Origin of the sequence: Flavobacterium sp. KACC 22758 (assembly GCF_028736135.1) — a bacterium.
Taxonomy (GTDB): Bacteria; Bacteroidota; Bacteroidia; order Flavobacteriales; family Flavobacteriaceae; genus Flavobacterium; species Flavobacterium johnsoniae.
Genome location: NZ_CP117878.1, coordinates 4,577,214 through 4,591,260, shown reverse-complemented (window position 1 = coordinate 4,591,260; position 14,047 = coordinate 4,577,214). Strand labels below are relative to the sequence as shown.

16 protein-coding genes are annotated in these 14,047 nt (G+C 33.1%); 10 read left to right on the top strand and 6 right to left on the bottom strand.

Annotated elements, in window-relative coordinates:
- Positions 1-132: 132 nt before the first annotated feature.
- From PQ462_RS19270 to PQ462_RS19250, 5 genes are all read right to left on the bottom strand, one after another.
- On the bottom strand, positions 133-1,086 hold the full coding sequence (locus PQ462_RS19270; RefSeq protein ID WP_011921567.1) for a transketolase family protein: 954 nt from the start codon (positions 1,084-1,086) through the stop codon (positions 133-135).
- 78 nt (positions 1,087-1,164) lie between these two features.
- Complete coding sequence (locus tag PQ462_RS19265) at positions 1,165-2,013, bottom strand: transketolase (RefSeq protein WP_274251213.1); 849 nt, start codon at positions 2,011-2,013, stop codon at positions 1,165-1,167.
- 249 nt (positions 2,014-2,262) lie between these two features.
- Positions 2,263-2,565 carry a hypothetical protein gene (locus PQ462_RS19260; protein WP_011921565.1) on the bottom strand — a complete coding sequence of 101 codons (303 nt, stop codon included), beginning with the start codon at positions 2,563-2,565 and terminating at the stop codon, positions 2,263-2,265.
- A gap of 507 nt (positions 2,566-3,072) precedes the next feature.
- Entirely contained in the window at positions 3,073-3,387 is a 315-nt protein-coding gene (locus tag PQ462_RS19255; RefSeq protein ID WP_274251212.1) for a ChbG/HpnK family deacetylase, read from the bottom strand.
- A 4-nt stretch (positions 3,388-3,391) separates the two neighbouring features.
- Positions 3,392-3,592: a hypothetical protein gene (locus tag PQ462_RS19250; RefSeq protein WP_274251211.1), complete on the bottom strand. Its 201-nt coding sequence runs from the start codon at positions 3,590-3,592 to the stop codon at positions 3,392-3,394.
- 159 nt (positions 3,593-3,751) lie between these two features.
- Here PQ462_RS19250 and tgt point away from each other — a divergent pair, with 159 nt between their 5' ends.
- From tgt to PQ462_RS19205, 9 genes are all read left to right on the top strand, one after another.
- A complete protein-coding gene (tgt, locus tag PQ462_RS19245) occupies positions 3,752-4,882 on the top strand; it encodes a tRNA guanosine(34) transglycosylase Tgt (protein ID WP_179006428.1) in 1,131 nt (376 codons plus the stop codon).
- A gap of 67 nt (positions 4,883-4,949) precedes the next feature.
- Positions 4,950-6,038, top strand: a complete 1,089-nt coding sequence (locus PQ462_RS19240) for an LptF/LptG family permease (RefSeq protein ID WP_011921562.1) — start codon at positions 4,950-4,952, stop codon at positions 6,036-6,038.
- The gene (locus tag PQ462_RS19235; protein WP_011921561.1) at positions 6,025-6,915 is read left to right on the top strand and encodes a DMT family transporter; all 891 of its coding nucleotides are present in this window, start codon (positions 6,025-6,027) and stop codon (positions 6,913-6,915) included. The genes PQ462_RS19240 and PQ462_RS19235 overlap by 14 nt, the downstream gene beginning before the upstream one ends.
- Positions 6,916-7,027: 112 nt before the next feature.
- Complete coding sequence (locus tag PQ462_RS19230) at positions 7,028-7,981, top strand: acetyl-CoA carboxylase carboxyltransferase subunit alpha (protein ID WP_274251210.1); 954 nt, start codon at positions 7,028-7,030, stop codon at positions 7,979-7,981.
- A 141-nt stretch (positions 7,982-8,122) separates the two neighbouring features.
- On the top strand, positions 8,123-9,667 hold the full coding sequence (dnaB, locus tag PQ462_RS19225) for a replicative DNA helicase (protein ID WP_011921559.1): 1,545 nt from the start codon (positions 8,123-8,125) through the stop codon (positions 9,665-9,667).
- A 179-nt stretch (positions 9,668-9,846) separates the two neighbouring features.
- Positions 9,847-10,206 carry a hypothetical protein gene (locus PQ462_RS19220; RefSeq protein WP_011921558.1) on the top strand — a complete coding sequence of 120 codons (360 nt, stop codon included), beginning with the start codon at positions 9,847-9,849 and terminating at the stop codon, positions 10,204-10,206.
- A gap of 26 nt (positions 10,207-10,232) precedes the next feature.
- On the top strand, positions 10,233-10,883 hold the full coding sequence (locus PQ462_RS19215; protein WP_121360295.1) for a hypothetical protein: 651 nt from the start codon (positions 10,233-10,235) through the stop codon (positions 10,881-10,883).
- Between the two features lie 7 nt (positions 10,884-10,890).
- The gene (locus tag PQ462_RS19210; protein ID WP_274251209.1) at positions 10,891-11,682 is read left to right on the top strand and encodes a sensor histidine kinase; all 792 of its coding nucleotides are present in this window, start codon (positions 10,891-10,893) and stop codon (positions 11,680-11,682) included.
- Positions 11,683-11,781: 99 nt separating this feature from the next.
- Positions 11,782-12,447 carry a response regulator transcription factor gene (locus PQ462_RS19205; RefSeq protein ID WP_011921554.1) on the top strand — a complete coding sequence of 222 codons (666 nt, stop codon included), beginning with the start codon at positions 11,782-11,784 and terminating at the stop codon, positions 12,445-12,447.
- Here PQ462_RS19205 and PQ462_RS19200 read toward each other — a convergent pair.
- A complete protein-coding gene (locus PQ462_RS19200) occupies positions 12,444-12,575 on the bottom strand; it encodes a hypothetical protein (protein WP_256527431.1) in 132 nt (43 codons plus the stop codon). The genes PQ462_RS19205 and PQ462_RS19200 overlap by 4 nt on opposite strands.
- A gap of 211 nt (positions 12,576-12,786) precedes the next feature.
- Between PQ462_RS19200 and PQ462_RS19195 the strand changes: the two genes are divergently transcribed.
- Positions 12,787-14,046 carry a hypothetical protein gene (locus PQ462_RS19195; protein ID WP_011921553.1) on the top strand — a complete coding sequence of 420 codons (1,260 nt, stop codon included), beginning with the start codon at positions 12,787-12,789 and terminating at the stop codon, positions 14,044-14,046.
- Position 14,047 lies beyond the last annotated feature (1 nt).

The window sequence follows — 14,047 nt, the reverse complement described above, 5'->3', positions numbered from 1 at the left end:
TTTTCAATCCTTAAAAACTTACATTCAATTGTTTTTGCTGGTGAATTGTGAATTCAATTGATTGTGATGTGGGCTGAAAAAAGAAAAGCCTCGAAATTTGAGTTTCGAGGCTTTTTTGTATGTGTGAAAAGATTACTTTCTTTTGATAACTTTTTCTACAGCTTCAACAATCGCTTGATTGTTTAATTTGTATTTTTCCATTAACTGCTCAGGAGTTCCAGATTCACCAAAACTGTCTTTTACAGCAACAAATTCTTGTGGAGTTGGATTGTTTAAAGCTAATACGCCTGAAACGCTTTCTCCAAGACCTCCTAGGTAGTTGTGCTCTTCTGCAGTTACTACACATCTTGTTTTAGCAACCGATTTAAGAATTGCTTCTTCATCAAGAGGTTTAATAGTGTGAATGTTGATTACTTCAGCAGAAATTCCTTTTGCTTCTAAAGCTTCAGCAGCAATAAGAGCTTCCCAAACTAAGTGTCCTGTTGCGATAATCGTAACATCTGTTCCTTCGTTTAATAAAATTGCTTTTCCAATTACGAATGGTTCGTCAGCTGGAGTAAAGTTCGCTACAACTGGACGTCCGAAACGTAAATAAGCCGGTCCGTGGTGGTCTGCTAATGCAATTGTAGCAGCTTTAGTCTGGTTGTAATCGCAAGTATTGATTACTGTCATTCCAGGAAGCATTTTCATTAATCCGATATCTTCTAAAATTTGGTGAGTTGCACCATCTTCTCCCAGCGTTAAACCAGCGTGAGAAGCACAGATTTTTACATTTTTATCTGAATAAGCAACAGATTGACGAATTTGATCGTAAACTCTTCCTGTAGAGAAGTTAGCAAAAGTTCCAGTAAATGGAATTTTTCCTCCAATTGTTAAACCTGCAGCGATTCCAATCATGTTTGCTTCAGCAATTCCAATTTGGAAAAAACGCTCTGGGTGATTTTTTTTGAAATCATCAAATTTTAATGATCCAATTAAGTCAGCACATAATGCTACAACATTTTCATTTTTTTGACCTAGTTCAGTCATTCCCGCTCCAAAACCAGAACGAGTATCTTTACTTCCTGTATTTTCGTATTTTTTCATTTTATTTCTTTTGAGGTGCTAAGCTTCTAAGTGACTAAGTTTCTAAGCTGAAAACTGTTCACTGAAACTGAGTACTTTTTAATAGTCTGCTAAAGTTGAAACGTTTTGAGCTAAAGCACTAGTCAATTGGTCATTGTTTGGTGCTTTACCGTGCCATGCATGAGTATGCATCATGAAATCTACACCATTACCCATTTCTGTATGTAATAAAATACAAACTGGTTTTCCTTTTCCTGTTCTTGATTTAGCATCAGTTAAACCAGCGATGATAGCGTCAATGCTGTTTCCTTCTTTAATTTCTAAAACATCCCAGTCAAAAGCTTCAAATTTAGCGCGGATACTTCCCATTGGTAAAACTTCATCTGTTGTTCCGTCGATTTGTTTTCCGTTAAGGTCGATTGTTGCAATAATGTTGTCTACTTTTTTAGCAGAAGCGTACATAATAGCTTCCCAGTTTTGACCTTCTTGTAATTCTCCGTCTCCGTGTAAACTATATACAATATGATTGTCTTTGTTTAATTTTTTAGCTTGCGCTGCTCCAAGAGCTACAGATAAACCTTGTCCTAATGAGCCAGACGCAATACGAACTCCAGGTAAACCTTCGTGAGTAGTTGGGTGTCCCTGTAAACGAGAATCTAATAATCTGAATGTAGCTAATTCTGAAACTGGAAAATAACCGCTGCGTGCTAGAACGCTGTAAAAGACAGGAGAGATGTGTCCGTTTGAAAGGAAAAATAAATCTTCTCCAATTCCGTCCATATCAAAACCTTCTTTGCGGTCCATTATATTTTGATATAGTGTTACCAAAAATTCAGTACAACCTAAAGAACCACCTGGGTGTCCAGAGTTTACAGCATGTACCATTCTAAGAATATCTCTTCTTACTTGGATCGTTAAATCGCTTAATTGTTGTGTGTTAGGCTTCATTTTATATGTAAAATTTTAAACTGTAGCAAAAGTAACGGATATTTTGTGGGGAGACAAATGATTTTCTGCTTTAGTTTGTTTCAATTGTTAAATTTTTTTGCTCTTTTTTTATCAGATTTGGAAAAAATACAAGAAGTTGATAATTGCATATAAAAATTTTGCCGCAGATTAAATGAATTAAATGATTTTAGAAATCAACTGAATTCGTTTAATCTGCGGCAAAAAATATTCTCGAAATTGATATACTTTTTAATTCGTATCGCTTTCGCTGTAATAGTTGTTTTCTTCATCTTCAGAACCAATGTCTTCCTGCTGGTCGTCTAGTTCAGAACCTGGAACATCTAAATCGTTGCCAATTTTATCACTGTTCTGTTTCCATTCGTGATTGTCATTGTTAATTATTCTTTCTCCGGAAATATCTTGAGGGTCAATATCTTCTAATCTTTCTTCTTGATTGTAAATATCTTCGTTTGCTGGGTAATCCATGTTTTCAAGGTTTTTTTCAATTTTTTCATCCTTGATGTCATCTAATTTATCTTCTGAGTTTATCATGATTTCTATATTTAAAATGTTCTTAATAAAGTTATGAAATCTATGGTTTGAGTTCTTATATTTTTAAAATCAGAATCTTATAGTATTCGCATCAATATAAATTCATCTAATGGAAGAGATTTCTTTCCAGGTAATTAATTGAATGTTATTTTTTTTAAGTTTTGCTTTGCATTCATCGCTGGTGAAAAAATCAAAATCTATTTGACGCCATTCTGAACCAAAATTAGGATGGTTAACCGTAATTCCCTGCATTTCAAAATCATCATATGCAGGATGAAGCAGGAAAACATTGAATCCCGAAATAATATTGTCTAAGGCTTTTTCATATGATTTTCTAAGTTCACCTTTTTCGAAATCTGCATAATATCCAATAAGAAGATTATCAGCTAAAAGAGTGTCTTCAAAATTGTATTGTTTATCAGATAAACTTATAGATTCTACAAAACCTTTATTAATGAAAACCGGTAAGTTGTATGTTTTTCCTAATTCTCTATAAATATCTAAAATTTATGGTGTTACACCAACACTGCACATATGTGAATCAAGATGTGTGGGCTGAATGCCAAATTGCAGCGCTTTTTCAATTTGAGCAATAAGTTCTTTTTTAATTTCAGAAAGTTTAGCGTTGTCTTTAAAATCTTTTCTGGTTTTATAAAAATAACCGTTTTGATCTGCTAAGCTAGAAACTTCGGAAATAGGAAGGACGGGGCCAAACTTGTAATTTTCCCATTCGCAAGTCAGAGTTAAATGAATACCGCAATCAAAATCCGGATTGTTTTTAGCAAATTCAGCCATTTCGTAAAACCACGGACAAGGAACCATAATGCTATAAGAGTTTACAGATCCGTTTTTGAAGTGCTTTTATTGTAGCCTGATTTTCTGAATGTGATAATCCGGCGTCATCAGCATGAATAATTAATAGTTTGGCATTTTCGGGATATCCAAGTTTTTGAGCTAAATTCATTTGATTTTTTATTGTTGCGGATATACTGTGTGAAGACCTTGGCTGAACTCTGTCTGACAGCATTACATTTCATTTTTAATAGATTTTACTCAAATTTAAAAATTTCTGAAGTTTAGCTTTTATGTTGTTTTCGAATTAACTCAATTTTATAATTGACAAATAATCTAATTAATTAAATTTCCGTGAAATTAGATTATCTTTGCCGACTGAAAAAAGAAACAAATGAAGTTCGATTTATTACAAAAAGATCCGCAGTCGAAAGCAAGAGCGGGGAGTATTACTACTGATCACGGCGTAATTGAAACGCCTATTTTTATGCCGGTTGGAACGGTTGCATCTGTAAAAGGTGTGCATCAGCGTGAGCTTAAAGAAGAAATAAATCCGGATATTATTCTAGGAAACACTTACCATTTATATTTACGTCCGCAGACTGAAATTCTTGAAAAGGCAGGCGGACTGCACAAATTCATGAACTGGGATCGTAATATTTTGACCGATTCTGGAGGATATCAAGTATATTCTCTTTCTTCAAATAGAAAAATTAAGGAAGAAGGGGTGAAGTTTAAATCGCATATTGACGGTTCATATCACTTTTTTACGCCAGAAAATGTAATGGAAATTCAGCGTACGATTGGAGCCGATATTATTATGGCTTTTGATGAATGTACGCCTTATCCTTGTGATTACCGTTATGCACAGCGTTCTATGCACATGACGCACCGCTGGTTGGACCGTTGTATTAATCATTTGGAAAAAGTTCCTTATAAATACGGTTACGAACAAACGTTTTTTCCAATCGTTCAGGGAAGTACTTATAAAGATTTACGCCGCCAGTCAGCAGAATATATTGCTAATTCTGGCCAGCAGGGAAATGCAATTGGCGGACTTTCTGTTGGTGAACCTGCTGAGGAAATGTATGCCATGACAGAAGTTGTCTGCGAAATTCTTCCTGAAGATAAACCTCGTTATTTAATGGGAGTTGGTACTCCTATAAATATATTAGAAAATATTGCGTTAGGAATTGATATGTTTGATTGTGTTATGCCAACGCGTAATGCAAGAAACGGAATGTTGTTTACAGCAAACGGAACAATAAATATAAAGAACAAAAAGTGGGAAGCAGATTTTTCTCCAATTGACGAAATGGCGCATACTTTTGTTGATACAGAATATTCAAAAGCATATTTACGTCACTTGTTTGCTGCAAATGAATATTTAGGAAAACAAATTGCAACAATACATAATCTTGGTTTCTATATGTGGTTGGTTCGTGAAGCTAGAAAACATATCTTAGCGGGCGATTTTAGACCATGGAAAGAAATGATGGTTAAAAATATGAGTCAAAGACTATAAAATGCGTTAATTTGTTTAATCGTTTATTCGGTTAAACGGTTAAACAAATAATCGATTAAACTTTGTTATGTTAACAATAATAGACAAGTATATTTTAAAAAGATATTTAGCCACTTTTTCGGTGATGATTTTGTTATTTATTCCAATTGGAATTGTAATAGACGTTTCGGAAAAGGTAAATAAAATGCTGGAAAACAAAATTCCGTTTACACAAATTGCGATCTATTATTACAATTTTACAGTTTATTTTGCCAATTCACTGTTTCCAATTTTTTTGTTTTTATCGGTAATCTGGTTTACTTCAAAACTGGCGAATAATACAGAGATTATAGCTATTTTAAGTTCCGGAATTTCTTTTACGCGTTTCTTGCGTCCTTATATTATTGGTGCATCGATTGTTTCTGTTTTTGTGCTTTTAATGGGATTTTTTATTGTGCCTGCGGCTAGTGAAGGATTTAATAATTTTAGGTACACGTATTTAAAAGGAAATGGTAAACAGCTCATGCGGGGAGAAAATACCAATGTTTTTAGACAAATTAACGATCACGATTTTATTTTTGTAAATAGTTTTAATGAAGAGTCAAAGACAGCTTTTAATTTTACTTTAGAGCATTTTGAAAAAGAAAAATTAACATACAAAATAACTGCAAGTCGTATAAAATGGGATCCAAAAAAGAAAATATACACTTTATACGATTATACAAAAAGAACAGTTGGAGATTTGAATGATGTTATTGAAAAAGCTCCTGAGAAAAATGTAGGTTTTAAATTTGAACTTGCAGATTTGACTCCTGTTGTTTATATCGCAGAAACACTGACTCTGGGAAAACTAATTGATTTTATTGAAAAAGAAAGAAAAAGAGGTTCTGGAAATATTAATACTTATTTAGTGGTTCTGTACAAAAAATACAGTGTGCCGGTTTCAGCCTTTATTTTAACTATTATTGCTGTAGCAGTTTCTTCAATGAAGCGCCGCGGCGGTATGGGAATGAACCTTGCTATTGGAATTGCTATTGCATTTTCATTTGTATTCTTTGATAAAATCTTCGGTACACTTGCCGAAAAATCTACTTTTTCACCTTTATTAGCTGTTTGGTTCCCAAATATTGTTTTCGGAATTTTGGCCGTTTATTTATTACGTAATGCGAAACGATAATTTAAAAAGTTATTTAAATCTTCACTTAATAGTTTTTATCTGGGGTTTTACAGCCATTTTGGGTGCTTTAATTACCATTGATGCCGATAATCTAGTTTGGTACAGAATGTTAATCGCCATGATTTTTCTAGGCGGATTTATTGCATTTAAAAAGCAGTCTTTTCAGGTTCCTGTAAAGGAATTTTTTAAATTGATTTTTGTTGGATTATTGATTGCATTGCATTGGATTTTCTTTTTTAAGGCAATTCATGTTTCTAATGTTTCAATCACCCTTTCTATATTTTCTTTAGGAGCATTTTTCGCCTCTTTATTAGAACCGTTATTTTACGGACGAAAAGTACTTTGGTATGAAGTTTTCTTCGGACTTGTTATTATTGCAGGTTTGGGACTGATTCTTCAGGTTGAAATAAAATATCTTACGGGAGTTTATTATGCTTTGGCAGCGATCATTTTAGGCGTTTTATTTACTTTAATGAATGGAAAATTAATCTCAGATCACGAACCTTCGGTTATTACTTTTTATGAATTTGGAGCGGGAGTTTTCTTCATTACGATTTATTTTTTATTTCAGGGAAAATTTACAGCAGATTTCTTCCAAATGTCCTTAAATAACTGGGTTTTATTGTTGATTTTGGCTTCAATCTGTACAGCTTATGCCTTTACGGCTTCTGTAAAAGTAATGCAGCGATTAACACCCTATACAGTAATGCTAACAACGAACTTAGAACCTGTTTACGGGATCGTTTTGGCTTATTTTATTTTAGGAGGAAAAGAAAAAATGAGTGTCGAATTTTACATAGGCGCCGTTATAATTATCATAACAGTTATTCTAAACGGTGTTTTTAAACATTATCAAAACAAGAAGGAAAACTTGTAATAGTTTACTTATTTTTAAATTGCATTTTTATACTTTAAATAACAATTAACTTCGCCAATGATATAATATTTTTATATTTGCGGTTCGATTTACAAACAAAATTCAAAAATACATGGAATATTTAGATTTTGAGCTTCCAATTAAAGAACTTGAAGAACAGTTAGAAAAGTGCGTTATTATTGGAAAAGAATCTGACGTTGATGTAACACCAACGTGCAAGGAAATCAATAAAAAATTAGAACAGACTAAGAAAGATATATACAAAAACCTTACGGCTTGGCAGAGAGTACAACTGTCAAGACACCCAAACAGACCTTATACTTTAGATTATATCAAAGCAATTTGCGGCGATACTTTTTTAGAGCTTCATGGAGACAGAGGCTTTAAAGATGATAAAGCAATGGTGGGCGGTTTAGGTAAAATAAACGGTCAGTCGTTTATGATTGTCGGGCAGCAAAAAGGTTACAATACAAAAACACGTCAGTACCGTAATTTTGGTATGGCAAATCCAGAGGGATACCGTAAGGCTTTGCGTTTAATGAAAATGGCAGAGAAATTTGGTATTCCGGTTCTTACTTTAGTAGATACCCCGGGTGCATATCCAGGTTTAGAAGCTGAAGAAAGAGGGCAGGGAGAAGCTATTGCCAGAAACATTTTTGAAATGGTTCGTCTGCAGGTGCCAATCATTACGATTATCGTAGGTGAAGGTGCTTCGGGAGGAGCATTAGGAATTGGTGTTGGAGACAAAGTTTATATGTTAGAAAACACTTGGTACTCTGTAATTTCTCCAGAATCATGCTCTTCTATTTTATGGAAAAGCTGGGAGTACAAAGAACGTGCAGCTGAAGCTTTAAAACTGACTTCTTCTGACATGAAAAAACAAAAATTAGTTGATGATGTAATTCCAGAACCACTTGGCGGAGCGCACTACGACCGCGAAACTACTTTTAAAACAGTAGCGGATTACATTACTAAAGGATATAATGAATTAAAAGACTTATCAACAGCCGACTTGATTGCCCAGAGAATGGACAAATACAGTAATATGGGCGAGTATAAAGAGTAAATTCATATTTAATGATTATAAATCCGAAGCCCTGCGGTTTCGGATTTTTTTTTGGTTATCAACAAAAAAAACATATTTATAAACAACTGAATAGTTATAACTAGATAGCAATTTTTTTTTAAATTTTGTTACTTTCGCTATATGGAAAATTTCAAGAATGTAAACCCCGTAAAGGTCGATAAAACCACAATAATTAATCTCGAAAAAGGAAAACTCCCTCCGCAGGTTCTTGATTTAGAAGAAGCTGTGCTTGGTGCAATGATGATTGATAAAAAAGGGGTAGATGATGTAATTGATATTTTACAGCCAGATGCTTTTTATAAAGATGCGCACAAACATATTTTTGAAGCAATTCTGCAGCTTTTTACAGAAACACAGCCCATAGATTTGCTGACAGTTTCGACACAATTAAAGAAAAACGGAAAATTAGAATTAGCAGGAGGTGATTTTTATTTAATTCAGTTAACGCAGAAAATTGCATCTTCTGCCCACATCGAATTTCACTCACGTATTATTCTTCAAAAATTCATTCAAAGAAGTTTGATTAGAATTTCTTCAGAAATTATTGAAGAATCTTATGACGAAACTACAGATGTATTCGATTTGCTGGATAAAGCCGAATCTAAATTGTATGAGGTAACACAGGGAAATATCAAACGTAGTTCTGAAACTGCTCAGAGTTTGGTTCTTCAGGCGAAAAAACGTATTGAAGAAATTGCAGGAAAAGAAGGTTTGAGTGGTGTTGCAACCGGATTTGAAAAATTAGATGAAGTAACTTCGGGATGGCAGCCTTCGGATTTGATTATTATTGCGGCACGTCCGGGTATGGGTAAAACCGCATTCGTACTTTCGATGGCAAGAAACGTTGCCATTCAGTTTGGACATGCGGTGGCAGTTTTCTCTCTGGAGATGGCTTCGGTTCAGTTAATTACAAGGCTTATTTCTTCGGAAACAGGATTGTCTTCTGAAAAATTAAGAACAGGAAAATTAGAAAAACACGAATGGGAGCAGTTAAGTACTAAAGTAAAAGATTTAGAAAAAGCCCCATTGTTTATTGATGATACGCCTTCGCTTTCAATTTTCGATTTACGTGCAAAATGCCGTCGTTTGGCATCGCAGCACGGAATCAAATTAATTATTATTGACTATTTGCAGTTAATGACTGCCGGAGGGAATGGTAAAGGAGGAGGAAACCGTGAGCAGGAGATTTCGACTATTTCCCGAAACTTAAAAGCACTGGCAAAAGAGCTAAACGTTCCGGTAATTGCACTTTCACAGTTATCGCGTGCGGTTGAGACCCGTGGATCAAGTAAACGTCCGTTACTTTCGGATCTTCGTGAATCTGGTGCGATTGAGCAGGATGCTGATATTGTATCATTTATTTACCGTCCAGAATATTATAAAATTGAAGAATGGGATGATGATGAGGCATCTCCAACTGCAGGACAGGCAGAGTTTATTATAGCCAAACACCGTAATGGTGGATTGGAAAATATTCGTTTAAAATTCTTAGGACACTTAGGTAAGTTTGACAACCTTGAAGATTTTACAGGAGGTTATGATGATTTACCTTCAAAAATGAATCACGAGGATAATCCATTTATTACTAAAAATCTGCCATCAGCCAATGAAGCATTTGGAAGTAACCTGAATGACGATGATGATGATAGTGATGTACCGTTTTAATCAGAATAAAAATCCTAATAAAAACCTTTGTAAGTATGTTCTTTCAAAGGTTTTTTTTATTTTAATTAATTACATAATCGAATCTATAATTTACCCCATAATATTTCTTACATAAAAATTAATTCGGTAGTTTCGCTAGACCATAAACAAATTAACTAATATTAAATTTTAAAAAAACTATGAGCGAAGAAGCCTTTCCAGACGCAGTTCTGATTCCTTTGGGTATAGCCAAAGAGTGGGAAAAAAGGTATCAAGATGACACCACCATCGAAGATCCTAAAACCAAAGTAAAATCTTTTTTAATTCCAAGAGAAACTTTAGAAAAAGTTTTAAAACTTGAAACTGAGGTTGTACGTGCATGTCTTGCTATTAATGACAAAGACGAAAGAACCTTACTTTTTGTTGGAGCTAGATTAGATAAGGAAACTGGTAAATACATTGATGTTTACGGAGAAGGTTCTTCTTATATGGCTAAATCTGCAGCAGATGATGCTGAAGAAGTAGTTTATGACGGAATACGTCCTAGTCCGCCATTTTAATTCTAAAATATTATAAAGTATATAAAATGATTGATATTTTAGTGTACTCTACATATTTTGTTTTAATAGTAAACTTAATAGCCTACTCATATAGCTTTTTCCGAAAGGAAAAAGCTAATGTTTTCCTTCTCTGCTATTTAGCTTTTTCAACTGTGATGCAATTGTCAATGGAATTATTATACCATTTAGGAATGACTAATTTGGTAGTTGTCAATATGTTTTTTGCTGGACAAATGTTGCTGCTTGGAATGTTTTACAACTCGCTGACAAATGTTAAAAGCCAAAAAATGTTTATTAAAATTAGTTTAATAACTGCATTATTAGTTTTAGCTATACAATTTTGTATGAATTCAAGCGTATTTCTTAAGTTTAATTTATTTGAAATTATCTTAACCAATCTGCTTATTGTGGTTTTTGCTCTATTTCACTTTTATAATATGCTTACAGAAGATAAAACATATTATTATATAAGTGTAGGTCTCATATTTTACTTATTAGCGAGTACAGTATTGTACTTAATTGGAAATCTTTCTATAGGTTTGAGTGATGATGTCAAGCTTTTAACCTGGATATTAAACAGCTTTTTAGTTTTATGTTATCAATTTTTTATTTTGTTCGAATGGATAAAAAGTTTTTCAAAAAAAGCATTTTCACCTAATAAAACTACCTTGAAATAAATTTGATATGAATACCCACTCAATACCAGAAAAAGAGCTTGTCGCTATAATATTATATATATCACTTTTCTTTATAATCGTTTCAGTCGTACTGATCGTATTTTTCTATTTCTCAAGAAAAAAAATCATTCAAAAAGAATTAGAAAAGAAAGATTTAATACTTCAGTATCAAAAAGAACAGTTACATGCTGTTTTGCAGATACAAGAAGAAGAACGCAAACGTATTGCTCAGGATCTTCATGATGATATTAGTTCTAAACTTAATATTGTTTCTCTAAATACACACTTGTTGTCAGCGCCAAATTTAACAGAAGCTGAAACAACTGAAATTACAGACAACATTATAAATTTAACGGCAAAAGCTTTAGAAAACTCAAGGAAAATTGCGCATAATTTATTGCCTCCGGTTTTCGAAAAGTTTGGACTTCATGCAGGTATAGAAGAATTATGCGGGGAATTTGAGAGTAGTAAATCGGTAAAAACCTATTATAAAAACGAACTTGATTTTGATGATAAAGAAATCGATCGTCATTTGCATGTTTTTAGAGTTTTGCAGGAACTAATGAATAATTCTCTTCGCCATGGAAAGTCTAATGAAATCTGGATTAATTTTAAAGAAGACAAAGGAACAAATACCTGTTATTATAAAGATAATGGAGTAGGATTTGACAGCGAAGATTTTGAAAATTACAGAGGATTGGGAATGAAAAACATCAACAGCCGTATTTCTTTCTTAGATGGAACGATCAGTTTTGAATCTGAAAAAGGAAAAGGAGTTGAAGTTATATTTACATTTTAAGTTAAAAAGCGAATTTTACATCAATAAAATAAGGCAAAATAGCTTTTTTTGATTCATATTTCGTATTTTCGATATACCAAACGACCAAAAACGTAAAAAATGAATGCCATTATCAAAATAGCTTTAGTCGACGACGAAGTTTTATTCCGGAAAGGAATAGCTTTTTTATTGCAGAGGGAAGATAATATTGAGATTGTTTTTGAAGCTTCAAACGGAGAAGACCTCGTAAATAAACTTCTTGAAAATGAAATTAAACCAGATATTATTATCATGGATTTAAAAATGCCTGTTTTAAACGGCGTTGAAGCAACAAAAATAATTAGGAAATCTTTCCCTGAAATAAAAATTATTGCACTTACCAGTTACGATTCAAAATCTTTTATTGCCAATATGATTCAGGTTGGCGCTGTTGCCTATTTAATTAAAAATACAACTCCAAAAGATTTAATTAAAACCATTAATGAAGTTAATAAAAAAGGATTTTATTATAACGAAAGTGTTTTGAAGACTATTCAGGAAACAATAGTTTCTTCAAAAAATTCAAAAGGAAATCTGGAAACAAGTTTTCTTTCTCCAAGAGAAATAGAAATTTTACAGCTTATTTGTCAGCAAAAAACAACTTCAGAAATTGCTGAACATCTTTTTTTAAGTCCAAGAACAGTTGAAGGGCATCGAAATAATTTACTTCTTAAAACAGAATCAAGAAATATTGCCGGTTTAGTGGTATATGCTATTCAAAATGAAATAGCAGTTTTAACGCTTTAACTTCCGCTTGTTAAAAACTGAATAGATAAAACATAATAAGCTACAATAGTAATTACAAGAACTCCAAGACCAATTTTTTGCATTACATTTAAACCTCTAGGCTGATGATTATTTTCATTAAACTTCATGACTGTTGTTTTTTTATGGCGGTTATTTAGATTAAGGATTTCAAATGTAAGTAGAAAAAATAGTACAAAAACAGGTGTTTTTACCTGTTTTTACGAAAAGTATGGTCAATTTTACCAACGTAAAACTTTAACGTACAGCATTAGGGCAAAACCTTTGGATCGGTTATGTTTTTAATGACTTCCTCATTATCTTTACTAAAATATTTTTTTGATGAAAAAGAGTTTACTGTATATTTTTTTGCTGGTATTTTCATTACAAACGAAGGCATCTTTTATTTTACTTCCAATGGATGAGACTACACAGCAAAATCATCTAAAAGCATACGGAATAACATATTGGTGTTTAAGCCGCGATTATAAAGCAAGCTGGCTGTTAAATTATCGAGGAGGTTCATTCTTATTGCCTGATGCTGAGGAAATAAGAAAAGAATGTAAAATTAGAGGCGTTAGTTTTGAAGTACTTTCGGATACTGAAGAAGCCTCTCTTTTAAATGATATTTCGAGTCCGTCACAAAATATGGAATCTGTAATTCTTGAAAAAGCACCAAAAATTGCTGTTTATACACCAAAAGGAAAACAACCGTGGGATGATGCCGTGACGTTGGTTTTGACTTATGCCGAAATTCCATTTACGCCTATTTATGATGAAGAAGTTTTGAGCGACCAGTTATTATTATATGACTGGCTGCATTTACATCATGAAGATTTTACCGGTCAGTATGGTAAGTTTTATGCCGCTTATAAAAATACACCTTGGTATATTGAACAAAAAAGAGATTCCGAAGCTTTAGCAGCAAAACTTGGTTATTCTAAAGTTTCGCAGGAAAAAGGAGCCGTAGCAAAAAAGATTAGAGATTTTGTTATTGGAGGCGGTTTTATGTTTGCTATGTGTTCTGCCACAGATAGTTTTGATATTGCCTTAGCTGCAGATGGAGTTGATATTTGCGAAACTATGTTTGATGGTGATCCAAGTGAATCTAACTATCAGGCAAAATTAAATTATGGAAACTCTTTTGCCTTTAAAGATTTTATTTTAGAAAGAAGACCGGAAGTTTATGAATTTTCGGATATTGATATGACCGGAAAACGCAGAGTTCCTATGGAAAAAGATTATTTTACTTTAATGGAATATTCTGCAAAATGGGATCCTATTCCTAGTATGTTATGTCAAAACCATACTCAATTGGTAAAAGGTTTTATGGGACAGACTACTTCATTTAATGAAACATTGATAAAATCCAATGTTCTGGTTATGGGAACTTGTGAACTTAATGGTGAAGCTAGATATATTCATGGCGAAAAAGGAAAAGGAATGTTTACTTTTTTTGGAGGTCATGATCCTGAAGATTTTCAACATCAGGTTGGTGATCCGCCCACAGTTCTGGATTTACATCCTAATTCTCCGGGATATCGTTTAATTTTAAATAACGTTTTATTTCCTGCTGCCAAAAAGAAAAAATTAAAAACATAGT